Annotated in this window: 23 protein-coding genes; 12 read left to right on the top strand and 11 right to left on the bottom strand. The window is 47.5% G+C overall.

Annotated elements, in window-relative coordinates:
- The first annotated feature begins 10 nt into the window (after nt 1-10).
- From GJR95_RS41890 to GJR95_RS25545, 4 genes are all read left to right on the top strand, one after another.
- Complete coding sequence (locus GJR95_RS41890) at nt 11-865, top strand: RagB/SusD family nutrient uptake outer membrane protein (protein ID WP_198424743.1); 855 nt, start codon at nt 11-13, stop codon at nt 863-865.
- A gap of 21 nt (nt 866-886) precedes the next feature.
- Entirely contained in the window at nt 887-1,414 is a 528-nt protein-coding gene (locus tag GJR95_RS41885) for a RagB/SusD family nutrient uptake outer membrane protein (RefSeq protein WP_198424742.1), read from the top strand.
- A gap of 116 nt (nt 1,415-1,530) precedes the next feature.
- A complete protein-coding gene (locus tag GJR95_RS25550; protein ID WP_162388556.1) occupies nt 1,531-2,436 on the top strand; it encodes a glycerophosphodiester phosphodiesterase family protein in 906 nt (301 codons plus the stop codon).
- Between the two features lie 57 nt (nt 2,437-2,493).
- Nucleotides 2,494-3,765, top strand: coding sequence for a ComEC/Rec2 family competence protein (locus tag GJR95_RS25545; RefSeq protein WP_162388555.1), 1,272 nt, complete (start codon nt 2,494-2,496; stop codon nt 3,763-3,765).
- Nucleotides 3,766-4,025: 260 nt separating this feature from the next.
- Here the strand turns inward: GJR95_RS25545 and GJR95_RS25540 are convergent, their stop codons facing one another.
- A complete protein-coding gene (locus GJR95_RS25540) occupies nt 4,026-5,042 on the bottom strand; it encodes a bestrophin family protein (protein ID WP_162388554.1) in 1,017 nt (338 codons plus the stop codon).
- 205 nt (nt 5,043-5,247) lie between these two features.
- Nucleotides 5,248-7,029 carry a purple acid phosphatase family protein gene (locus GJR95_RS25535; RefSeq protein WP_162388553.1) on the bottom strand — a complete coding sequence of 594 codons (1,782 nt, stop codon included), beginning with the start codon at nt 7,027-7,029 and terminating at the stop codon, nt 5,248-5,250.
- A gap of 607 nt (nt 7,030-7,636) precedes the next feature.
- On the opposite strand from GJR95_RS25535, the gene GJR95_RS25530 reads away from it, so the two are divergent.
- On the top strand, nt 7,637-8,236 hold the full coding sequence (locus GJR95_RS25530) for an SPOR domain-containing protein (RefSeq protein ID WP_317167018.1): 600 nt from the start codon (nt 7,637-7,639) through the stop codon (nt 8,234-8,236).
- Between the two features lie 81 nt (nt 8,237-8,317).
- Nucleotides 8,318-9,430 (top strand): GDP-mannose 4,6-dehydratase, encoded by a 1,113-nt coding sequence (gmd, locus tag GJR95_RS25525; RefSeq protein WP_162388552.1) that lies wholly within the window; start codon nt 8,318-8,320, stop codon nt 9,428-9,430.
- 87 nt (nt 9,431-9,517) lie between these two features.
- Here the strand turns inward: gmd and GJR95_RS25520 are convergent, their stop codons facing one another.
- From GJR95_RS25520 to nadA, 7 genes are all read right to left on the bottom strand, one after another.
- A complete protein-coding gene (locus tag GJR95_RS25520; RefSeq protein ID WP_162388551.1) occupies nt 9,518-11,038 on the bottom strand; it encodes a Do family serine endopeptidase in 1,521 nt (506 codons plus the stop codon).
- A 219-nt stretch (nt 11,039-11,257) separates the two neighbouring features.
- On the bottom strand, nt 11,258-11,704 hold the full coding sequence (locus tag GJR95_RS25515; protein ID WP_162388550.1) for an Hsp20/alpha crystallin family protein: 447 nt from the start codon (nt 11,702-11,704) through the stop codon (nt 11,258-11,260).
- A 251-nt stretch (nt 11,705-11,955) separates the two neighbouring features.
- Nucleotides 11,956-12,717 (bottom strand): ribonuclease III, encoded by a 762-nt coding sequence (gene rnc, locus GJR95_RS25510; protein WP_162388549.1) that lies wholly within the window; start codon nt 12,715-12,717, stop codon nt 11,956-11,958.
- Nucleotides 12,718-12,720: 3 nt separating this feature from the next.
- Nucleotides 12,721-13,971 (bottom strand): beta-ketoacyl-ACP synthase II, encoded by a 1,251-nt coding sequence (fabF, locus tag GJR95_RS25505; protein ID WP_162388548.1) that lies wholly within the window; start codon nt 13,969-13,971, stop codon nt 12,721-12,723.
- Between the two features lie 58 nt (nt 13,972-14,029).
- Nucleotides 14,030-14,269: an acyl carrier protein gene (locus tag GJR95_RS25500; protein ID WP_009284998.1), complete on the bottom strand. Its 240-nt coding sequence runs from the start codon at nt 14,267-14,269 to the stop codon at nt 14,030-14,032.
- Nucleotides 14,270-14,644: 375 nt separating this feature from the next.
- The gene (gene nadB / locus GJR95_RS25495) at nt 14,645-16,231 is read right to left on the bottom strand and encodes an L-aspartate oxidase (protein ID WP_162391855.1); all 1,587 of its coding nucleotides are present in this window, start codon (nt 16,229-16,231) and stop codon (nt 14,645-14,647) included.
- Nucleotides 16,232-16,472: 241 nt separating this feature from the next.
- Entirely contained in the window at nt 16,473-17,462 is a 990-nt protein-coding gene (gene nadA, locus GJR95_RS25490; RefSeq protein ID WP_162391854.1) for a quinolinate synthase NadA, read from the bottom strand.
- Between the two features lie 228 nt (nt 17,463-17,690).
- On the opposite strand from nadA, the gene GJR95_RS25485 reads away from it, so the two are divergent.
- The 3 genes from GJR95_RS25485 to GJR95_RS25475 all read left to right on the top strand — a co-directional run bounded on the left by GJR95_RS25485 (nt 17,691) and on the right by GJR95_RS25475 (nt 20,550).
- The gene (locus tag GJR95_RS25485) at nt 17,691-18,746 is read left to right on the top strand and encodes a ferredoxin--NADP reductase (protein ID WP_162388547.1); all 1,056 of its coding nucleotides are present in this window, start codon (nt 17,691-17,693) and stop codon (nt 18,744-18,746) included.
- Nucleotides 18,747-18,812: 66 nt separating this feature from the next.
- Nucleotides 18,813-19,382, top strand: a complete 570-nt coding sequence (locus GJR95_RS25480) for a DUF1349 domain-containing protein (RefSeq protein WP_232540860.1) — start codon at nt 18,813-18,815, stop codon at nt 19,380-19,382.
- A complete protein-coding gene (locus tag GJR95_RS25475) occupies nt 19,375-20,550 on the top strand; it encodes an MFS transporter (RefSeq protein WP_162388546.1) in 1,176 nt (391 codons plus the stop codon). The genes GJR95_RS25480 and GJR95_RS25475 overlap by 8 nt, the downstream gene beginning before the upstream one ends.
- Here the strand turns inward: GJR95_RS25475 and udk are convergent.
- Both udk and GJR95_RS25465 read right to left on the bottom strand, forming a co-directional pair.
- Nucleotides 20,519-21,139, bottom strand: a complete 621-nt coding sequence (gene udk / locus GJR95_RS25470; protein WP_162388545.1) for a uridine kinase — start codon at nt 21,137-21,139, stop codon at nt 20,519-20,521. The two genes, GJR95_RS25475 and udk, sit on opposite strands and share 32 nt — an antisense overlap.
- A 51-nt stretch (nt 21,140-21,190) precedes the next feature.
- The gene (locus tag GJR95_RS25465; RefSeq protein ID WP_162388544.1) at nt 21,191-21,916 is read right to left on the bottom strand and encodes an MIP/aquaporin family protein; all 726 of its coding nucleotides are present in this window, start codon (nt 21,914-21,916) and stop codon (nt 21,191-21,193) included.
- Between the two features lie 132 nt (nt 21,917-22,048).
- Here GJR95_RS25465 and GJR95_RS25460 point away from each other — a divergent pair, with 132 nt between their 5' ends.
- The 3 genes from GJR95_RS25460 (at nt 22,049) to GJR95_RS25450 (ending at nt 24,425) form a co-directional block, all read left to right on the top strand.
- Complete coding sequence (locus GJR95_RS25460; RefSeq protein WP_162388543.1) at nt 22,049-23,023, top strand: zinc-dependent alcohol dehydrogenase family protein; 975 nt, start codon at nt 22,049-22,051, stop codon at nt 23,021-23,023.
- A 214-nt stretch (nt 23,024-23,237) separates the two neighbouring features.
- Nucleotides 23,238-23,948: a MotA/TolQ/ExbB proton channel family protein gene (locus GJR95_RS25455; RefSeq protein WP_162388542.1), complete on the top strand. Its 711-nt coding sequence runs from the start codon at nt 23,238-23,240 to the stop codon at nt 23,946-23,948.
- 84 nt (nt 23,949-24,032) lie between these two features.
- On the top strand, nt 24,033-24,425 hold the full coding sequence (locus GJR95_RS25450) for an ExbD/TolR family protein (RefSeq protein WP_162388541.1): 393 nt from the start codon (nt 24,033-24,035) through the stop codon (nt 24,423-24,425).
- Nucleotides 24,426-24,646: the final 221 nt, after the last annotated feature.

Here is a 24,646-nt window from a genome sequence, read left to right as displayed (position 1 = left end):
GCAGTTTCTCATGAAAAAGATATTCCTCCTTTGTCTGTCACTGAGCAGTTTACTCGGTCTGACATCCTGTGATAAGCAGTTGTTTCAAGACCCGATTACGTCGAAAGAGTTGGGTAATTTTCTTCAGAACGAAATTGAGGTTGAAGAGTACGTTAACGCTACGTATGCCAAACTTCAGGCTAATGGCCTGTATGGTTTGTATTTTCCGGCCTTCTCCGAAATTCAATCCGATGTTACCTACGACGAGGTACCTGCCAATGATGGTGGTACCTATGGGCAGATCGATCAGTTCGCCATCCTTCCAGCCAATGATATGGTCACGTTGGTCTGGCGTCACTCTTATCAGGCCATCCAACGGGCCAACGTTGTGTTGAACAGAATTGATAACGTTCCCTACGCTGTTGCCGCCACCAGGCAAGCCCGTATCGGCGAGATGAAGTTTATCCGGGCAATGTTGTATTTCAATCTGGTTCAGCTTTACGGCGACGTACCACTGGTAACACAGGAAACCGAAAATCCAAATACCTATTTCGGGCAGGGCCGCACGCCATCGGCGCAGGTATACGACCAGATTAAAAAAGACCTGACCGAAGCTGTTGCTACATTGCCAGAAACCTCAACGCAGCCAGGGAAAGTAGTGAAAACGGCTGCCCAAACCTTGCTGGCGAAAGTGCATCTTACCCAGAAAAACTACGCCGAAGCCCGAACATTGCTTCTGGCTCTGGTTGCTTCGGGGCGACATGCCTTGTTGCCCAATCCGGCCGATGTGTTCAGCATCACGAATGAAAACAACAAGGAGATTATTTTCGCGGTCCAGTTTGCATCGAACGTAAACGGTAATACCGAAGGCAGCACGATGTTTTAACAGAATGCACCATCGGGTACGGTGTCGGGTGCGAAAGGGCACAACCTTCCTACCAAAAGCCTGTATGCGCTCTACACCGCTGCCGATAAACGCCGTGGCACCTTCATCACGGCAACAACCTCCGGCATTCCCTGGAGTCGTAAACTGGCCCAACCGGCTGTCATTACCGACGGAGGCAGCGATGTAGTCGTGTTGCGTTACGCCGATGCCCTGTTAATGCTGGCCGAGGTGGAAAATGAATTAGGAAACACTACCGCAGCTGCTACAAATTTAAACCTGATTCGGACACGGGCCGGACTAGCGAATACCACGGCTGCGTCTCAGGCAAATCTTCGGATAGCTATCGACCTTGAACGTCAGTTAGAATTGGTCGGTGAAGGCTATCGTTGGTTCGATTTATTACGTAGCGGAACGGCTATTTCAGTCATGAACGCCTGGTTTAAAACAAATAACATCCTGATTACCATTGCTGCTAAAGACCTGCTGATGCCGATTCCGCAAAGCCAGATCGACACCGACCCGGCCATCAAACAGAATCCAGGATATTGAGTAGGTTTATTAGGACGGTATCGACGGACTGACAGATTTATTCGTGTTTGTTGGTTTGCCGACACCGTTCCATTTTTTATAAGAAAACACTCCTGCCAACTACAAAAAGTACATTTATGCGTCGTTCATTACTCTTCATTTCAACCATTCTGATCTCAGTCTCAACATGGGCTCAATCGGGCTCGGTGGATACAATCATTCGTGAATTACACAATCCGACCAGCAAACAGGTGTTGGTTGTAGCGCATCGGGGCGACTGGCGCGGAGCGCCCGAAAACTCGGTTCTTGCTATTGAAAATGCCATCAGAATGGGCGTTGATGTCGTCGAAATCGACCTCAAAAAAACAAAAGATGGCGTACTGATTCTGATGCACGACACGACTATCGACCGGACGACATCAGGGCATGGTAAACCAGAAGACTATACCTGGGAGGAATTGCAGAAACTGACACTAAAAAATGAACACGGCGGTCCCACGCGGCAACGGATTCCAACTTTCGAGAAGTGCATGCAACTGGCCAAAGGCAGAGTCATGATCAACATCGACAAAGGCTACGACTATTATAAAGATGCGTACCAAATACTGGTTAAGACTGGCACAATCGACCACGCGATTATCAAATCGAGCAAATCGTACGACGAAGCCAAAGCCGAAAATGGCGACTTGCTCGGCGGGAAACTCGCGTACATGCCCATTGTCCACCTCGACCGGCCGGATGCCAATGCCAAAATCAGAACGTATGAAGATAAACTGAAGCCCGTAGCCTATGAACTTATCTTCCGCACGGACAGTACGCTCGACCATTCGCTGTACCGGACCGTCCCGCAAAGCGGTTCACGCATCTGGTTCAATAGTTTGTGGGCTGATCAGAATGGCGGTCATGACGACGAACTCAGCCAGGAAGAAGGCAAAGCCGAGGCAGGTTGGGGCTGGCTGATTACCCACGGAGCTACGATGATTCAAACCGACCGCCCTAAAGAATTGATCGAGTATTTACGTAAAAAAGGACTTCATCGGTAGACGATAACCTGTGATAGCGTAGTGTATTGACTACCGATGAATCGCTCAAGCATCTATATGAAAATCAGTTTTTTTGCCTTTGCCTTTCTGTGTTACGTTCAACAAGTGTTGGCGCAGGCATCGGCTGATACGTCGTTACGCTGGCAATCGGGCTATATGGATATTCACCATATCAATACGGGACGGGGTAACAGTACGTTCTTTATTTTTCCTGATGGAACCACAATGCTGCTGGACGCGGGTGATCTCAACGCAACCGCTTTTCTGCGAAAAAATGCTCCGTTAAAAGTTGCTCCTGCGCGGCCCAATGATTCGAAAACGGCCGGCAAGTGGATTGCCGAATACATCAGGCAGGCAATGCCTGGCGGACGATCGCCAGAACTTGATTACCTGGTGATTTCTCACTTTCACGCTGATCATTACGGTGACTTAACCGAACGATCAAAACCCGCTGCGGGTCAGCCTTTTCAGCGTACCGGCATTACGGAAGTCGGTGATTTAGTGCCGATTAAAACGATCATAGACCGAGGCTATCCAGCGTATAATTTCCCGGTCGATTTACGGAAGTATTACACAGAAGACGGCAGTACATTTCTTAACTACGTAGCGTTTGTGGAGGCTAAAGTCAGGCAGGGGGCCAAGGCCGAAATGATGCTGGCGGGCAGCAATAGTCAGCTTGTCCTGCGGCAGCGACCGGCCGACTTTCCCACGTTTCGGGTGCAGAATGTAAAGGCCAACGGAACAATCTGGGCAGGAGCCGACACGAAAACATTTATACACTTTACTGCCGATTCGGTAGTGAACAAGCAGGGCAAATTTAACGAAAATCCGCTGTGCCTGGCCTTTAAAATTAGCTACGGTCCGTTCGACTATTTTACCGGCGCTGATAATACTGGACTTCGGGGGTATGGACTGCCGCTGTGGTTCGACACCGAAACCCCAATGGCGCGTGTCGTTGGCCCTGTAGATGCTATGACGCTAAACCATCATGGAAATCGAGATGCGAGCAATGAAACGTTTCTACAATCACTAAATCCAGCCATTGTGATCCAGCAATCGTGGTGTTCCGACCAGCCTGGGCAGGAAGTCATGCATCGCCTGGGTTCACCCGCACTGGGCCGCAAGCGTGAAGCTTTTGCGTTGCATCTGCTGCCTGAAAGCCAAAACTATCTCGGGTTCTGGCTAAAAGCTACATATCGAAGTACCGAAGGTCACGTACTTATTCGAGTGTTGCCTGGCGGCACTCAGTTTTGGGTAGGCGTTTTAGATGACATGAATCCAACGCTAACAGTTAAACAATGGAGAGGGCCTTTCTCTGCAACGAAATAGAAGAGATTGGTGGTTTTGACGGCACAGTTATCAAGATAATTAAGCCACTCTCAGATCAGGCTGTGGAGGCTTCCTGGCTAACCAATCACTTCATAAGATGAACAGAAGTTGGTTGATAAACGAGGTGAATGGGGTACTACTCATGTGGTCAAAATTGTACCCCTCACTTTCGTAGGCTAAAGCACTCATTTACTTGCTATTAGGCCGAGATGTTTACATGTCAGATGTAAAGTCTGTCACCAATTATTACTCGACCTTTTTTAAAACAATACATTTTCTACTGGTTTTATCCGTTCAGGTAGATCAGATTCACCCAGCATATCTTTCAGATCAATTTCTATAGTACGAACTATGCTTTGTATTGGTACGTCGTTTATCAATCCTTCAAAGGGGTTTTCGCTGTAATCACCCGTGTATTCCATTAACGAAAACACCCACGATACCACCAGGTTAAACGGGAGCAGTAACCAGATCAGCTCCGGGCCATTCGATTCAAACTCCTTCAGCATCCCAAATGGGAGCAGAAATGTGAAAATCAGGATAAAGATGGCGCTTGAGGTGGCGTATTGACGGGGTAAAGGCGAGTTTTTTATCCGTTCACTTCGGCCTTGTTCGGTATAGAGTTCGTTGATAATGTTCTGTAAGGCAATGTGCCGAAAATCAGTCAGTAAGCCCCGATGTTTAAGGGCTGTTAAATGCTGAGATTGCCGATCAAGCAGTTGGGTTGCCTTGTTTTGTTTGGTAGTTATCCAGGTCATCTCCTCGCTGCTGAGACAACTGGCCGCTTCCTCATCAAAGGAGAAAAAGTTGATGCGTTTATTGAAATAGTTACGCTGCCGAATACTATCTATCTGCTGATGCTCCCAAACGGTGCGTTGCCACATGGCGTGTTTTAAGGCAAAGAGCCAGGCTAAATGCCGGTATATTAACGTCTTCACTTCGGCGTTCACTTCGTTTTGGGTAATCGTTTCCGAAGCTTGCTCCAGGGTAATGAAGGCTCGACACGATGCCCCAAACGAGCGGCTACTATTAGTGATCCCACCCCATATTTTCCGGGCTTCCCAACTGCGATCATAAGACTGATTGTTCTTAAATCCCACATAAAATGCAACCGCAGTACCAATGAGCGAAACAGGCAACCAGGGAACAGCTACCCATTTCCAATCCAGATATTCGTACGAGATCAGGGCAATAAGGCCCGTAAAGAGTGACCAGAGTACCAGCCTCCAGCTGATAAAGTAGATGATATTAAAATTAAAGTAGTGTTTTACGTACATTTTGCGGACTAATCAGTAATTGAGGAAAATTTATACTGGTTAGAACCCCAATTGAGTAGTCACCAAGGGAGCGCGTTCAATCGGATATGACAAGTTATACGTTGCTAACTTGACAATCAAATGGGAATAGGCCGAAAGAAAAACTGCTTCGACAATAATGCCTTCCCTCTGCAAACCATCCCCGTTTAGTAGAGTCAGCCTTTCCTTATTTCGTCAGTACCAATTCGTCTTTAATTTGTCCGTCTTTATTGTAGACTGTATACGTCAGTTTTTTCCCTTGAATATCCATTAATTGGTAAAAGGGGCCGGTTTTGTAACGCAGGGCAGCATACGCTTCATCCGGCCAGATTTCATGCTCGCTGGGTATGCCTATGGAGATAGTATAGATCGTGCCCTGGGCAGCACTGGCCACACTTTTTCCGTTATAGGTGGGTTTGGAGCGCATATAATAATGCACGTGACCACTCATGACCATATCCACGTGGTATCGGTCGATCAGTGGCCCCCAGGCTTTCCGGATATCGGCGTAATCTTCTTCAAACGTGTAAGGCGGAAAATGGAAAAACATAAACTTCCAATCGGCTTTCGATTGAGCGAGTTGCTGCTTAATCCATGCGGTTTGTGCGTCAATAGGGGCAGTCGCATCGATGAAGAGAAACAAGGCATTTTTATAGGTAAACGCATAGGTTTGTTCGTCTGGTACCTCGGCGTGCCTGGGGCCATTGTGGGGTAAACTGAACATTTGCTGATACATCCAGGCGCCTAAACCATCCTGACTGTCATGGTTGCCCGGAATAGGCAACAGCGGTTTAGATTGGAAAACAGTTCCCGAATACTGCCATAATTCATCCCATTCATCGCGATGCAACCCTGTGCTGACTAAATCGCCAGCTATCGAGTAAAAAGCGATGTTGGGATGCCGGGTCAGTGTTTGTTGGGCAAGCGTTCCCCAAACAGGAGATTTGTGCGTATCGCCGAACCAGATAAACGAAAAGCCTTCCCTGGTGTTGGATTGGGTTTGGAAGGAGGCCACGGCAGACCAACGGCCTTTGGTCGAACCTACCTGATAGTCATAGGTCTGGCCGGACTTTAGTCCCGTTAACTTGGTCGTAAATCGATGTACGTATCGATCATTTTCCAACAGCCGATCTTCCATTGTATAACGAACGGCCGCTTTGACCAACGTGTCTGGGCTGCCCTTCTGCCAGTATTTGACAACCCCATTCGGTACGGAAGCGGCCGTTCGCCATTGAATGTCCTGGGTGTTGGCGGGGTTACCACTCCAGGTAAGCAAAAGCTGATCGGGCTGGGTAGTTGCCGGAAATTTGGTTCGGCGGAAAGCCCCGACTAAATGGGCCTCCCGGGCTCTACCCCGAATCGTCTGAAACAAGGTCTGCCCCCGTAAGGATTCGGGTACTTCGTTCAGTGTCAAATCGCTCCAGTCGTGGTAAGTATAGGCACCTGGTTGAAACTTGGTAAGTGTTTGATGAGCCGGAAAAATAGGCGTAATGTGTAAAGGAGCGCCGGCCTGCTGCGGCTTCACACTAATGAAATAGACGGGACGATGTTTATCAAAGCCATTAATTCCTAGCGATACCACGCCCGCATCATAGGGCTTTTGCCATACTTCATAGGTGTACTCTTCATTTTTGACGACCAGCCCAGTCTTACGGAATCCACTGTCTTTCAGCCAGAACGGAAGGACTTTCTGTGCCTGATCCCGCATTAGCGAAACGATAACCGGAACATTTGCCCGGAACGTCCAGTATTGGGTCGCCAATACCATTTTCTCCTGATTGGTCAAGACTGACAATACAAAATTCTGTTGAATTGTATCGAGTTGTTGGGGTTGGTAGGTTTTATACAAACGGGTGACAACGCCGTCTATCACCGCTTTGACACCTGGCTTGGCTTGGTGGCCATCCGTAGCCATACCTGTCAAGGATAAGATAAGTAGCAGGAAAAGAAAAGAGCCAGAAATTTTCATGTAGACAGCTAGTTGAAGAGACTTAGAAACTGATCGTTCCTTACTAGTACGCCCAGCATCCCAGCAAAGGCTATCGGCTGATTATTAATTTTTCGTAATTCGATAGTGCAAGGAAAGAGCCTTGTACCATCGAGTTACGGAGCGAAACCACTCCGATCGTAAACGCCATATGGTGAAAAGGGTGGTGCTTTATCTTGATATAGGCGGTCAATTTTTAACCAAATTTGACCGCACGGCTAACCGTAACGATGCAAGATCACATGTGCGAGCTGTTGCTCGCTTTCAATACGGTGTGGAACTCAAAAAAAACACTGTTTTTCGTACCCTCTGAATGTAGTTTCACGCAGATCAAGATCTAGGCGAAAGGGTTCAGAGCCAGGCACTTTTGAAGGCCTATGCTACTACTGAATTTGGCAGATATTGAAAATTCAGAAAATTTGCTCAAGAGGAAATGGAGGTTTTTCTGAACGATGGTCAGGTAGGAGGGAAGGGCCGGAAACGGCCTTTTTGCGTCCAATAAACCCGTTCAATTTAATAGTTTAGGGTTTTAAGACGAAATAAGGTTTATCTGTACGATACTTAACTATTTTTGTTGTCTAATTAAGCTATGCCTATGCGTTTCGGACTGAGTGGAGTTTCGGTGATCGCTTTTCTGATTTTGACAAGTTGTGCGGCAAACCGACCGACGGTGTCAACCAAATCGTCTGTAGACTATAATAGCTACGACGAAGATCTATCGTCGTCGCGACCAGTCTATAATTCGACCACTACTAACCGACCATCAACGACAACCCGGCCAACTACATCTGCACCATCTCCAGTAACGACCACTGCTCCTCGTAAGAATGAGCCGGTTAAGCCACCTGCTCCCGTAGAAGCGTTGCACGTGAACCGTAAGCTGGATGCAGTAATGGATACAATTGCCGTTAAAAATCGTGCTGTGCGCTATGCCGCCGGTTATCGTATTCAGGTATATGTAGGAAATCAACGACAGGAAGTAGAAGCAGCTAAGTTACTGATTTATCAAAATTTTCCCGAACTTAGCCCATATTTGAGTTACAATCAGCCAACTTATAAACTTAAAGTAGGAGACTTTATGCGCCATATTGATGCGGAACGATACTACTCATCAATTCGTCAATTATTGCCATCAGCCCAGCTGCAACCAGATAAAATAGATGTTCGGCGTAGCCTGTCAATAAAATAATTTATATGTTTTAGGTGTTTTGATGTAGCTTTGGTGAGTTTTGTACAATTCAGACGGCAATTTTTCTCCGTGTAACGAACTATGAAAAAAGCATTAATAACCGGTATAACCGGACAAGATGGAGCCTATTTGACCGAATTACTCTTAGCTAAGGGATATGAGGTACACGGCATCAAGCGCCGGAGTTCGCTGTTCAACACACAGCGGATCGACCACATGTATGAGGATCCGCACGAAAAAAACGTACGCTTCAAACTGCATTATGGTGATCTGTCCGATTCTACCAATATCATCCGGATCATTCAGGAAGTACAGCCCGACGAAATTTATAACCTGGGTGCTATGTCGCACGTGCAGGTAAGTTTTGAGGAGCCTGAATATACAGCACAGGTAGATGGGATCGGAACGCTCCGGATTCTGGAAGCTGTTCGTTTATTAGGTCTGACGGAGAAAACCCGTATCTATCAGGCGTCGACTTCAGAATTATATGGTGGCGTTCAGGGCCATGCGCAATCTGAAACAACACCATTCTACCCACGTTCGCCTTATGCCGTGGCCAAGCAATATGGTTACTGGATTACAGTAAACTACCGCGAGGCTTATAATATGTATGCCTGCAATGGTATTTTATTCAATCACGAATCGCCCCTCCGTGGCGAAACGTTCGTGACGCGCAAAATTACACGCGCTGTAGCCCGTATTGGCCTGGGACTTCAGGATAAAGTTTATCTGGGTAATCTGGACGCGCAGCGCGATTGGGGCCATGCTAAAGATTACGTTGAGGCTATGTACCTGATCCTTCAACAGGAAAAACCGGAAGATTTCGTTATTGCCACTGGCGTTACAACCCGTATCCGGGATTTCGTACGCATGTCATTTGCTGAAATCGGTGTAGAGCTTGAATTCAAAGGAGAGGGCGCATCTGAAACGGCAGTAGTCGTTAGCTCATCAAATGCAGATTTTCCTGTTGAAGTCGGCAAAGAAGTAGTTGCCGTTGACCCCCGTTATTTCCGCCCAACAGAAGTTGACCTGCTTCTTGGCGATCCAACCAAGGCAATGACTCAGCTAGGCTGGACACCAAAATATGATCTGCCAGCACTTGTCAAAGATATGATGACGGCTGATATTGACTTGTTCCGTCGTGATCAGTTGCTTGCGCAGAGCGGTCATCAGGTACTGAACTATTACGAATAGGCTCAAGACTATAATTGACCTGGTTATAATGAAGAAAGGCCATCCTGTTGAGGATGGCCTTTCTTCATTATAACTAATTATTCGGTATTAGATGGGGACAGCGTAGTAGTACATCCGCGAACTGTTGGGATATATACCAATCAGCATCAGGCCTTCTCCTTCTTTTACAGAGGATAGAATAGCTTGCAGATCTTTCGTCGTTTTGACGTTTTTGCTATTGGCCTTTACGATGATGAAACCTTCTTCAACATCGGTTTCAGCCAATTTTCCATCCACAATTTTCTTTACACGTACACCACCTGCAACGCCTAATTGCTTGGCATCCTGAGCACTAAGCTCTTCAAAGTCGGCACCTAATGAACTAAGAGCAGCATTTGCCGTTGAAACTTCAGCTTTCTTGATGACATCGCGGCCACCATTCCGGTTACGAAGTTCAATCTTAACATCACGTTCGGTACCATCGCGGTTAATAGTAACGTTCAGAATATCGCCCGGACGACGACGACCAATGATTTCACGCATTTGAGCGTCTGAATCAAGAGATTGCCCTTCCATCTTCACGATTACATCACCTTTCTCCAGACCAGCTGTTTTGGCAGCACCATTATCAACTACGCTTTCCACGTAGATACCACGGCCAATTTTAGCACCTTTTTCTTTGGCAACCGTACTGTTCAGTTCGATAGGGATAATACCCAGATAACCGCGTTGTACGTTACCATATTTCAGCAGATCGGCCGATACTTTTTTCACGAGCGATACAGGAACGGCAAAGCCATAGCCACTGTAATAACCCGTTGCCGAGGCAATCGCCGAGTTAATGCCAACCAGCTCTCCACGAAGGTTTACCAGTGCACCGCCCGAATTACCAGGGTTGATGGCCGCATCCGTTTGAATAAAGGCTTCGATTGGCGTATCGGCTTTTGGGTCGTTTTGCCGGGCATTCTGATTCAGAATACCAATACCACGGCCTTTAGCGCTAACAATACCAGCTGTAACGGTCGATTCGAGATCGAGTGGATAACCAACAGCTAATACCCATTCGCCCAGTTTCAGCGCATCGGAGTCGCCAAGCGTAATAGCAGGCAGGTTATTCGCTTCTACCTTAATAACGGCTAAGTCTGTCAGTGGGTCGGTGCCGATAACTTTAGCTTTAAAGCTACGTTTATCAGTCATAATTACTTCCACTTCGTCAGCATCCTGAACAACGTGGTTGTTGGTTACGATATAGCCATCTTTGCTGATGATAACACCCGAACCTGAAGCCTGACCTTGCTGACGGCGCGGGCGCTGGTTTCCACCAAAATCATCGCCGAAGAAATCCCGGAAAATATCAGGTACCTGTTGTTGGCGAACGGTTCTGGTCATGGTTGTGCGAATGTGAACAACCATTGGTGTTACGGCTTCGGCTGCGGTGGAGAAGTCGCCGGGTGTGGCCGTTGGGCCGTTACCTGTCAATGCGGCTAACCTCCCCGTAATCGTCGGTGTTGGTGACGATTCATTGAAAATTACGTCCCGCTTATTGAACCCCAAAAGGTTATAAGCAGCCAGCGTGACTACACTCGATAAGAGTGCCATCAACGCCAATAGTTTCCAGTTGCTTTTCATGATTAATTTGGGAAAATCTAAAATTGCTGTCCTTATGTGTAAGACGTGTACTAATTTACTTCTACTTGTCGATATAACGGAAACTTAGTAGCGAAAAATCCGGAGTTTATCCTCCTTAACATATTTTAACAACGCTTTGTTAGGGTGGGCTTTAGGCAATGAAAAGCCCATGAGAACCTCCCTCACGGGCTTTTGCCGTCTATATAAGTAAACCGCCGATTAACCACCAATTTCTATCTGGCGGGGTGGCTTTACTTTTGCCTCCTCACGTTTGGGAATCTCAATTTTAAGTACACCATCTGTGTATGACGCCTGAATATTGTCTGCATCTACCGACGTTGGGAGCGTAAATGTCCTTTGGAAAGAGGAATAGCTAAATTCCCGACGCGTGTACTTCTCATTAGGTGTCTCAGACTCCTCCTTTTTTGTTTCCTGATAACCCGAAATGGTCAGGTTGTTGTGGTTCAGGTTCAGTTTGAAATCGTCTTTTTTCAAACCAGGAGCTGCCACTTCAATACGGAAGCCGTCCTGATGCTCAACTACATTTACTGCTGGAACGTTGCTTACCGACGCGGTATTCGCATTGAAAAAGTCGTTCACGTCGCGACCGAAAAAGTTCTCGATCAACGACGGTAGGTTGTTGTTCGTGCGCATTAACGGATTCATGACTATTTGTTGGGTTTTGTGTTAGAAAATAAGTTAACAGTTATGCTACGTTATTTTTCAAACTTTGTGCCACGCCAATAGCTCCTCAATAATAACGGCCATAATGTCATTATTCTGACTTTTTATAGGCTTGAAGTTGACAAAATGACGCGGGATGAAGCCGTAATTTGCTTTGGGAGCAAATGAATTACAGATAAGACGACTAGGCTAGTGCGGTTAAGATTCTACGGATAATGGGGAAGAACGGTGACTTATTTAGCGTCTAAAAGCTCAAGGGCTTTCTCGGCGGCTGCCTGCTCAGCTTTCTTTTTGCTGTAGCCGCTACCAGTAGCAAATTGCTCTTCATCGATTGTGACCTGCGCAATGAATTCGCGAAAATGGCTATTGCCTTTTTCGGACAAAATTTCGAAACGGATTTCTTTGCCCGCCCGTTGCGCCCACTCGATCAGGCGGCTTTTAAAGTTTACATTATTCTGAACGACCGAATCGATGTCGTAATGAGAAAGCAATTCTTTCAGAATAAACCGGCGGGAAAACCGAAAGCCTTTGTCCAGATAGACGGCGCCAACCAACGCTTCCAGCGCGTCACCGTACATGGATGTACGGGCAGGAAGGCTCCGAGTTCGGCTACCGTCGTACTCGATCAGGTGATCGAGGCCTATCTTTCGTGAAATTCCGTTCAGCGTTTCGCGATTAACAATTCGTGAGCGAATCTCGGTTAAGAAGCCTTCGTCTTTGTAGGGATATTTTTTGAACAGGAACTCCGCAATAACCATCCCTAAAACGGCATCACCCAGGTATTCTAACCGTTCATTGGATTCACGAAAGCCCTCAATCGCTGTCGCCTTCGAAGCCGAGGTATGCCGTAATGCCAGTTGGTAAAGGCCTATGTTTGACGGACGTTCCCCAATGATATGAGCGATCGACCTCCGCAAATTTTTACGGGGGTTAGCGTCGCTTGACCGGAACCAGTCGAACGGATTGAACAAACTACGGGGCAGCGCGAGTTGCACGACTCAACTTAGTTTACGAAAAATAACGATGGCATTATGACCGCCAAAACCGAACGCATTACTCATCACGGTGGTCAGTGAACGTGTCTGGGCTTTTAGCGGTGTCAGATTGAAACGAGAGTCTATCTCCTCGTCCACATTAAACAAGTTAATGGTAGGCGGTACAAGCTGATGCTCCAAAGCCTTAATACTGGCAATCGCTTCAACGGCTCCAGCCGCCCCCAGCAAATGGCCCGTCATAGACTTGGTGGAGCTGATATTTATCTTAAACGAATGATCACCAAACAATTGATGAATCGCTTTCAGTTCCTGCGGATCACCAACAGGGGTCGATGTACCATGCGTATTGATATAATCAATCTCCGTTGGCGCAATACCCGCATCGTCGAGTGCATCTTTCATGGCCAGATAGGCACCGAGTCCTTCTGGATGGGGAGCTGTGATGTGATAAGCGTCGGACGACATACCACCACCGATCAGTTCGGCATAGATTTTGGCTCCTCTTGCTTTCGCGTGCTCGTATTCCTCCAGAATGAGTGAGCCAGCCCCTTCGCCCAGTACAAAACCATCACGATCTTTATCATAAGGTCTTGATGCCGTTTCGGGAGAACTGTTTCGTTCCGAAAGAGCACGATTTGCATTGAAACCACCAATACCTGCTCTGGTAACGGCGGCTTCAGAGCCACCGACAACGCACATAATCATCCGGCCTAACCGAATATAATTGAAAGCATCGATAATGCCGTTGTTCGTTGAAGCGCAGGCCGAAACAGTAACGTAATTAGGACCACGGAAACCGTAACGCATGGAAATCTGGCCCGACGCGCTGTCGGCGATCATGCGAACGATAAAGAATGGATTGATGCGGGGAGTGCCATCGCCTTTCGCATAGTCGATCATTTCGTCTTCGAATGACTTCAGACCGCCTATACCCGACCCCCAGATGACACCAACTTTGTTTCGATCAATTTTTTCGAGGTCCATTCCGGAATCCCGGATGGCCTCGTCGGTAGCGATGAGTGCATAATGGGTAAACGCATCCATTTTGCGGGCATCCTGCCGAGGGATGAACTGCGTGACATCGAGCCCTTTTACTTCACAAGCGAACTGCGTGCGAAATTTGGAGGCATCAAATTTCGTGATCGGGCCGGCACCGCTTACGCCGGCTGATAAGTTGTTCCAATAGGTCGGTACATCATTACCAATCGGCGTAAGTGCGCCTAAACCCGTTACGACTACTCGTTTTAACGTCATACAGTTTAACTGCGGGGGTAATTAGATGAGGAAAGCGTTTGTCGCTATGCCTCGGGGATTATTTACCGGCGTTTTCTTCCAGGTAGGTAATAGCCTGACCAACCGTACCGATATTTTCGGCCTGATCGTCTGGGATAGAAATGTTGAATTCTTTCTCAAATTCCATGATCAGCTCAACCGTGTCGAGGGAGTCCGCGCCCAGGTCGTTCGTGAAGCTGGCCTCAGGCGTCACCTCCGACTCTTCTACACCCAGTTTCTCGACAATGATATTCTTGACCTTTTGTGCAATTTCTGACATTTTAGTAGTCCTTTGGGGTTGAAAAACTGCGCAAAGAAAAGGATTTACCTTGGCATTGTCAAACAATTTTTTGAACCAGACAACGTTCGTCCATGCTGACGGAATAATATTATACTATTGATATTCAATAGATTGGACTGTCGTAGGGCAAGCATGTTGATACTGTATAGAAATACCTGAGTAGCTGTTTAAACAGTCTTGAACAGCTTTTACTGCTATTAAACACTTTACTTATTCGTGTAAATAGGCCTACTTTTTTCTGCCTTTTATCTTGAATAGAGTCTCAGCACCAGTGAGTAAACAGCATCTGGCTACTCCTGAACCAAGGCAAAGATAAAGCGTGTACGGCTACTGAAATGGAGGTGCCCCTGCCCGTCACTTCAGGTTATCAAGATTAAAATGCAGACCCCGGTTTTCACGCCGGGCCATCGCCATTTTAATCACCAGATAAGCAACCTCAATCATGTTACGTAGTTCGCAAATAGGAACAGAAACTTTCGATTGCCGATATAGTTCTTCATGTTCCAGATAAATCAGCTCAAGTCTATCCATTGCCCGTTTTAATCGCCGGTTTGAGCGTACAATGCCGACATAGTTGGACATAATTGATTCCAGTTCTTTCTTCATTTCAGTGACCAAAACCAGTTCTTCCTGGTGCGTTGTGCCAGCATCATTCCAGTCTGGAATGTTATCGGGTAGGACGGCCTGTCCAAACAATTCGGTGGTTTTTTGATAAGCCCGGTGGCCAAACACAACTGCTTCGAGCAATGAATTTGATGCCAATCGATTGGCTCCATGCAGGCCCGTGCAGGAACACTCACCAACGGCATACAGGAACTGGATGTTTGTCTGGCCCCATTCATTGACCCGAATGCCCCCACAGAGATAGTGTTGTGCGGGAACAACCGGAATATAATCTTTCCGCAGATCAAGGCCCAGATGGTCGCGACAATAGGCTGTAATGTTTGGAAAATGTTCGATAAATTTCTCGTAGTCACAGTGGGTCACGTCCAGATAAACGTGTGGATCACCGGCCTTTTTCATTTCAGAGTCAATGGCACGAGCCACAATGTCGCGCGGGGCCAGCGACAGGCGTGGGTCGTAATTCTCCATGAAAGTCTCACCTTTGCGCGTACGCAATACACCCCCGAAACCCCGTACGGCTTCAGAAACGAGGAAGTTTGGCTTTTTGCCAGGTTCATACAGGGCCGTTGGGTGGAACTGAATGAACTCCATGTCCTTGCCAATGCCTTTTGCGCGGTAAGCCATGGCAATACCATCGCCCGTAGCAATATTTGGATTGGTCGTATTTTGGTAGATGTTGCCAATGCCACCCGTCGCCAATAAGGTTGTTTTCGCCAAAAACTGCTCCACTTCACCCGTTCGTGTGTTTAGCACATAAGCACCAAAACACTTATTATCGGTGTCATAGCGATGAACCGTTTCGCCAAGCTGGTGACGAGTAATAAGCTCAACGGCGTAGAAGTGGGTAAAAATCTCGATGGATTTCAGCGAATTAGCCTTTTCAAGCAAAGCGCGCTCTATTTCGGCCCCAGTAATGTCTTTGAAATGCAGAATCCGGAAGTCGGAATGGCCACCTTCTTTAGCAAGATCGTAATCGTTACCACCGTGTTCTTTATCGAAGCGAGTGCCGTAACTGATCAATTCCTGAATGCGCCCCGGCGCTTCACGAACAACAATTTCAACAATATGCCGGTCGCTCAGAAAATCACCGGCAACCATCGTGTCGTCAATGTGCTTCTCAAAGGAGTCGGCTTCTGACCATACGGCTGCAATACCGCCCTGCGCGTATTTCGTATTGGTTTCGTCGGCCTGTACTTTGGTAATAACGCCAATGCGCACAGCCTGCTGTTGGGCTTCAAAGTGCATCGCCAGCTTGGTGGCGTAACTCAGGCCCGCGATACCGGAGCCAATAACCAGAAAATCGAATTGATGGGGCATTGGTGTCAGAATAATCAGAGCAAGTCGGCGTTTTTTTGCCGACATTCAATGTGTTTTTTAGTCAATCGCTTAACATAGATGACCCTACCTGTGGCTATTTCTAGGTTAAAGCTCATTAAGCATCTCGCTGGCTGAGATTTTAGTTTAATACCCAACACAAAGCAGCATTCACGCCTTTAGTACTTCACTTCGGTGATTCCTAATTACGAGGCTGTACGACTTGTGTATAGTTTGTTTGTTATCACTTACTCAACTCCAGCATCCGCGCTACCGATTCATACGCTTTCAACCGTACATCTTCCGGAACAATGATTTCAGGCTGTTCGTAAACCATAGCATTATAGACTTTCTCCAGTGTATTCATTTTCATGTAGGGACACTCTGAGCAGGCACAGGTATTGTTCTGACTGGCCGGGGCTGGAATGATTTTTTTGTGCGGGACAGCCTGCTTCATCTTGTGCAGAATACCCGCTTCCGTTCCCACAATGAACGTCTGCTCGGGGCTATCTACTACATACTTTAACAGAGCCGTTGTCGAACCAACGTAGTCGGCCTGGCTCAGAATGTGTTCCTGACATTCTGGGTGAGCAATGAACTTCGCTTCGGGGTATTCCTGGCGGAGTTTCTGGAGCTTTTCGAGCGAAATGTCGATGTGCACAATGCAGGCACCATCCCACAGTACCATATCGCGACCCGTTTTTTTCGAAACGAAGCGGCCAAGGTTGGCATCGGGCGCGAAGATAATCTTTTGGTCTTTGGGTAGACTTTCGACAATTTTTAGCGCATTCGATGAGGTAACAATAATGTCGGACAACGCCTTGATTTCGGCCGAGCAATTGATGTATGACAGAACGATATGGTCGGGATACTGCGCTTTGAAAGCAGCAAACTTGTCGGCGGGGGCGGAGTCAGCAAGTGAACAACCCGCGTTGAGATCAGGGATGACAACTTTCTTTTGGGGAGACAGCACTTTTGCGGTTTCGCCCATAAAATGCACACCACAGAACACAATCATATCGGCGGGGGTAGCAGCTGCCTGTTGCGATAGTCCAAGGCTATCGCCAATATAATCGGCGAGATCCTGAATGGCCCCATCTACGTAATAATGCGCCAGTATGACAGCATTTTTCTCTTTTTTCAACCGATTAATTTCGGCTACTAAATCTATATCGTCCGCAACGGGTTTGTTAACATAACCCACGCGTTGAACTTCTTCCAGCAGTGCTTCCATCGATGATATGACAGGTGGTTTTTTAGTAAACAACGAATAACAGCAAAATGTCACTGCATCCGTCGGTAAGCTTGTGCCAATCGGGTATACCGGCACGATGGAAGGCATCAGATCAGCGGTAGATAATCCTCCACAAAAGCGAACCGGCGGGGCGAATTTCAGTAAATCGTTTGGGCTTTCAAACAACGGCCCGTATTTGGTTAGTTTTGGCATAAAGTCAACCGCTTCATGACCGACGATTTTCTTAAACTTCGTATTGTTCGTATTCATTCCGAAACGTCAGATACCAGAAGTTACTATCTGGAATCCCTGGACGGACGACAGGTTCAACATCGTGCCGGACAATTTCTGACGCTTATTTTGCAACACCATACCGGCGGATCGAACGTCCACGAAGTACGCCGATCCTATTCACTCAGTTCGGCAACGGATGAGCCGTTACGCTTAACGATCAAGCGCATTCAGAATGGCGAGATCTCTCGTTATCTGCACGATACATTAATGGTTGGTGATGTATTGACAAGTTTACCGCCTGCCGGTCGCTTTACCGTTGACGAAAACTTACCCGGTGACCTGGTGCTTTTAGGAGCTGGCAGCGGCATCACACCGCTATTGGCGATTACGAAGCAGGTGTTACGAACAGAACCAGAGCGACGGGTAACGTTGCTTTACAGTAATTCCAGTGAACGAACAATTATTTTTCGGGAGGAGCTGAATGACTTACAACGGCAGTTCCCTGACCGTTTTCGATTGCTGTACTTGTTGAGTAATCCATCCGAAGATTGGTCCGGCCTTCGGGGGCGGCTGAACAATGTCATGCTTGAACGGTTGATTCCCGATTTAGTTGGAGGATCTGATCCACAGACCCTTCATTTTTATGTATGCGGCCCTGGCGATTACATGCGTATGGTGCAGTTTACGCTCGTGTTCAGTGGCTTCCGGCCCGATCAGATTCGGCGGGAAAATTTTGTGGTCGAGCCGGTCGTCTTGTCGCCACCTCCTCTACTAGCACAGGATCGAACGGTGATGATCCAATACCGAGGACAACAAGTGGAGATCCAGGTTCCTGCCTACAAATCTATTCTACAGGCTGCTTTGGATGACGGTATTGCACTGCCTTATAGTTGTCGGGGTGGACGTTGTTCAACCTGTGTTGCCCGGTGTTTATCGGGAAGCGTACACATGACTATTAATGACGTACTGACCGAGCGTGACCTTCGCCAAGGCTGGGTCCTTACCTGTACGGGCTATCCCGAAAGTGATGATGTCGTTTTAGACGTATGAACTTTCGGGGGATTTTGTTATGCTCTACTTTGTGAATAGATTGACGATCATTTATTGCTTCCGTCTATGCCGACTGATCTGAGTGCCATGAATTGGCTAAACGAACCCACCTATTGGTCGTTTAACGATGGTTCACTTCATGTTTCGACGGATGCCAGCACCGACTTCTGGCAGATAACGCACTACGGATTTGCCCGAGATAATGGTCATTTTTTTTATCGGGTTCAGCCCGGCGATTTTGAAGCAGGTGTCTGCATAATCGGACAGTACCGGGATCGATACGATCAGGCCGGACTAATGGTTCGGGTCGATGCTCAACACTGGATTAAAACGGGCATTGAGTATGTCGACGGAATTCAGCAAGCCAGTGCCGTTGTGACCCGGACGTTTTCCGACTGGTCGGTCAGGCCTTACCAGCTGGCGCCTGAACGAATCTGGTTAAAACTGACCCGGCAACGTGATTTTGTCGAGATATTGATCTCGACAGACGGACAAACATTCGACTTGCTACGGCTGGCCTATTTTCCTCCAGATATACCGCTTCAAATAGGGCCCATGTGCGCCAGTCCCGATGGAGCCGGGTTCGAGGTACTTTTTACTGACTTTTACATAAAGCCATTACTTAATCATGAATAGACCCCGTTTGGCCGTCAGCCTTATTTTTTTCGTATGCGGCTTCATTTACACCAGTTGGAGTTCTCGATTACCTCGTTTACAGGACTTGCTGGATATGGACAACAAAACCCTTGGCCTGATGCTGCTTGCTTCGGCCATTGGCTCATTGTGTTCAATGCCGCTCACAGGCTGGCTCACTGTTCGCCAGGGAAGCCGCTTTGCCACTACATTGTCTGTTGGGTTGTTTTGCGGATCACTGCTGCTGCTATCGTTAGCGACGACGACCTGGGAGTTATTCGCGGCCTTTTGGGTAGTAGGGGTTTGCACTGGTGCACTCGATGTCTCGATGAATGCACAGGCAGTTCTGGTAGAGAAACAGCAAGGCCGCCCATTGATGTCTACTTTTCATGCTACGTTTAGTGTCGGCATGATGGTTGGGGCTTTGGCTGGATCATTGTTTATCGAGTTATCGCCTTCGTTATTCGTGCATTTTGGTGCTGCCAGCCTTTTCTGTGCGATCTTATCCTTTTGGGCTGTTCAACAGCTTATTACAGATGCGCCAACACCTGTAGATGATCAGGCTACAAGCAGTTTTCAATTACCCAGCCCAGCCTTATTGGGTCTTGGCCTGATTGCGTTCAGCGCCATGCTGAGTGAAGGGGCAATGGCCGACTGGAGTACGAATTACTTCAAAAATGTGGTTGGTGCCAGCGAAGCTGCGGCTCCTTTGGGTTTAACGGTCTTTTCGGGAGCAATGATGACGGGCCGGCTCCTGGGCGACTGGGCGCGACAACGGTTGGGTGATCGTTTTCTGCTACGTTATGGGGCCGCGCTGGGCGCAATCGGCTTGGCTTTAGTTCTGCTGATCCCACTATATCCTGTTTCGCTGGCTGGACTGGCGGTTGTGGGCATTGGCTTATCAACACTTGTACCTATTGTGTACAGCATGGCTGGTCACCGTACGGATTATGCCCCAGGAGTAAGCCTGGCTATGGTAACAACAGTGGGCTACTTTGGCTTTCTGGTTGGCCCGCCTTTCATTGGCTTTCTGGCCGACTGGCAGGGCTTACGATTAGCCCTGGGTATCGTTGTCGTGTTACTAATTGCTACTGTTCTCGTTAGTGGTCTAAGCCAGCCAGTCAGAACCGGCCCATCCGTTAACGTACCTTCGTCTTCAAAAATGCAATGACAACTTCAAGGCCTTTCCTGTAGTGAACATTATTGGGAATAACGATGTCGGCTTCGGCGCGGTAAGGCTTAATAAATTGCCGGTACGTTGGCTTAACGTGGTATTTCCAGCGATACATCACATCATCGAGGTCATAGCCACGTTCTTCAGCATCACGTCTGACACGTCGTTCGAGTTTGATGCTGTTTTTGGCATCGATAAAGATTTTCAAATCCATCTGATCAGCCAGCTCTCGAAAATGAAAAACAAAGATTCCTTCAACGATAATGATCGGTGCAGGTTTGAACGTCAATAGTTTCGGGACAATAGTCGGATTATTGAACGTATACTCTAATTGCGTAACGATCTCGCCATTATGCAACTGACCAATATGCTGTGCGTAGAGATGATGGTCGATGGTTTCGGGTAGATCAAAATTATGAATACCCTGATCGTCTACCGGAATGACATCGCGGCTGCGGTAGTAATTATCCTGCGAAATCAGGCAAATCTCGTCTTCTGGGAATGCACTTATCACATCTTTCAGAAAGGATGTTTTGCCTGATGCACTGCCGCCGGTAATGCCGACGATAAACGGTTTGGTGGTCATAATAAGACAAAGATACGGAGCGCACAAAAATAGTTTACTTCTCCGATTGTCCTACAATGTGAAAAAACGAATCAATAATCCACCAATTACGGCTCCAGCGAGTGGCCCAAGCACAGGTATCCAGGCATAGCCCCAGTCAGAACCTCCTTTTTGTGGGATAGGTAGTATTGTGTAGGCCAGTCGCGGACTTAGATCGCGGGCGGGATTAATCGCATAACCGGTTGTGCCACCCAGCGAAAGGCCAATGCTCCAGACCAGTATGCCGACCAGGTAGGGGCCAACACCAATGGCTAATTCACCTAAATTTTTCGAAGAGATACCCGCTAGTCCAATAATAAGGACAATCGTAGCCAGCGTTTCGCTCAGAAAATTGGCACCCAGATTGCGGATAGCGGGGCCAGTAGCGAAGCAGGCGAGTTTAGAGGCCGAGTCGGGTGTAGCAGCCCAGTGTGGATAATATTGTAACCACACTAGTGTTGCGCCCAAAAAGCCACCAATCAGTTGGGCAAGGATATACGGAACAACGTTTGTGTAATCATTGGTAGCAACCGCAAAAGCAACCGTAACCGCCGGATTCAAATGAGCGTCTATACTGCCGAAAGCTTTGGCTACGAAAACGCCCATCGTGACGGCAAATGCCCAACCTGCCGTAATTACGATCCATCCGGCCGATTCGCCTTTGGTTTGTTTTAGAACGACATTGGCCACCACACCGTTGCCCAATAGGAGTAGTACAGCCGTACCAATTAATTCGCCAAGAAAGGGAGAGGTCTGCATAAAAAGGGATTAATGGCTAACGACAAGTGGACAGAAGGAACTGCCACAAGCCGTTGTAATCAGGGTTTAGGAATAGTTTGTGCGAATTAAGTCATATTTTTGGCACATACACAACAGAAGGCTTCATCGCTTATGAAAAGCATCATTTTTGAACAAACCGGCAAACCTGCTGATATTCTTAAAGCTACAGAAATACCAATGCCTGAACCAGGGCCGAATGAAGTCCGGATAAAAGTCATTGCGTCACCCATTAATCCGTCGGATATTACATTTGTACAGAATCTTTACGGCATCAGGCCCCATTTGCCGTCGGGGGCGGGTTTCGAGGGAGTTGGTATTGTCGATGCCCTGGGCGAAGGTGTACAGATGCGGACAGGAATGCGGGTAAGCTTCACAAGCATTGGTACCTGGTCAGAATATGCCATTGCACACCAGCGGAGCCTGATTCCTGTGCCTGATGCCATCTCCGATGACGTTGCCGCTCAGTTGTTTGTCAACCCGTTTACCGCATATGCAATGGTTCAGGATTCGGGTGTGCCGGAGGGCGGGTGGCTGATGCTGACAGCTGCCGGATCGGCATTCGGAAAAATGGTGATTCAATTGTGCAAAATGCGCGGAATCAAAATCATTGGTACGGTTCGGCGTGATGACCTCAACCATGACCTCAAAGCATTAGGTCTGACTGAAGTCATAAATATCGAGACCGAAAGTTTAACCACTCGCGTGAAGCAGATTACGGATGGCGCTGGCGTTTCGTGCGTACTCGATGCCGTTGGTGGACATACGGCCACTGAAGCCCTCAAATGTCTCGCAAAGGGTGGAACCATGATTATTTATGGCGTATTGAGTTTACAGGACCCAGCTATTAATGCAGGACTGCTTATTTTTCGGGAATTGACCCTGAAAGGTTTCTGGCTAACCGACTGGATGCGCAGGGTAGATAGCCAGACCCGGCAGGATGTTGCTCAGAATGTGATTAGTCTGCTGGCATCGGGCAAAATTCAGCTACCTGTCGAAGCTTCTTATGCGCTTGACCAGATTACGGAGGCCGTTGAGCATTCGGAGCGGCACGGGCGATGGGGAAAGATTCTGGTAAAACCTGAATGAAATTTTAGGGTTAGGTGTAGGCTTATAGTGATGAGCCAATCGGTAGTCGTAATCAATTTGGCAATGATCATGAACGAGGTTGCGCTTCTATTCACTAACTTTCTCTTTCTCATAATGCAGGCTTCATTATCTTTGGAACAATATCCGAGGAAACCGGCTCGTTTGTTCCAAAACAACTACTGGTCAAACTCATCCACTTACCCGACTCGTTCGTATGCTCTTGCTTCAGGTTCCGGCCGTTGACACCACGGCCGCATCGCTGTCGGCCACAGCGGCTGCTCAACCCCAAAGTTTACAATTGTTTGATCTGGTAGCCAAAGGCGGTTGGGTCATGATACCCATTGCGTTTTTGTTCTTCTCCGCTCTTTACCTGATTTTCGAGCGCTATTTCGTGATCCGTTCCCAAACGAAATCAGATCCGAACTTTATCGATAATATTCGGGATATGGTGGCGCAGGGAAATATCAAATCGGCAGAGTCCTTTGCCAAGAATCAGCGTACGGCAATGGGACGTGTTTTTGAAAAAGCCATCGGTCGGATTGGTTCGCCGATTAGGGAAATTGAAAGTACGGTCGAAACCGTTGGGCAAATCGAATTGTCCCGATTGGAGCGGAATATGGGTTATCTGGGAATCATTGCCGGTATTGCGCCAATGATGGGCTTTATCGGGACTATCTCCGGGATCATTCGTATTTTCTATGACATTTCTCTTTCCGACAATATCAGTGTCGGGATTATTGCCGGTGGTCTTTACGAAAAAATGATCACATCTGGCGCGGGTCTGATTGTCGGCGTTATTGCCTACACCGGCTACCACCTGCTGAATATGATGATTGAACGGTTTACGCTTGCGCTCGAAATAAACGCCTTTGAGTTTATTGAAGTGCTTCAGAAACCAACTGCCGAGCCCGCCCGGATGCGGTAGTATACTGATCCGGACTCTGGATGTTAGCGAATTGGTCACCGGCCAGTTGCTAGCGTATCTACTGTCTAATAGCCAGTTCTTTCTATGAAAATCAGAAGAAAAACTAAGTTTGCGGCCGAAGTTGCGACGTCTTCGCTGAACGACATCATGTTTTTCCTGTTGTTGTTCTTCCTGATCATTTCGACGGTAGCAAATCCGAACGTTATAAAACTCCTGTTGCCCAAGGCTGCTTCGACACAGCAGTTGAGCAAGAAGCAGGTAACGCTGTCGGTAGATGAGAAAAAGCAATATTACATCGATAAAAAACCGGTCGATCCGGCCAATCTGGAAACAGAACTGAAAACCATCATGGCCGGTATTGCCGAACCGACCGTTGTTGTGCGTTTTGATAAAACATTGACGGTTCAGGATTTGGTCGATGTGCTCCAGACGGGTGCGAAACTGAATATTAAGATGGTAATGGCTACCTCGAAGTAGTCTGAAACGATAGATAAGGATTGCCCATATCAAAAAGCCGATGTAGCAATTACATCGGCTTTTTAGTTGATCGTCAAGTACTAATTCCTTAACGCCGTAAGTTTCACTACCAAACCAGTCAGATCCATCTCTAGTTAAGCGCTTTTACGATGCAACCGGTAGCCTGGTTTGTAAATTAGGCCAGTGTCATCAATCAATCTATCCTGATTTGTAGTTTATAG

It is taken from the genome of Spirosoma endbachense (genome assembly GCF_010233585.1).
GTDB lineage: Bacteria > Bacteroidota > Bacteroidia > Cytophagales > Spirosomataceae > Spirosoma > Spirosoma endbachense.
This window is presented reverse-complemented; position numbering and strand designations above follow the sequence as displayed.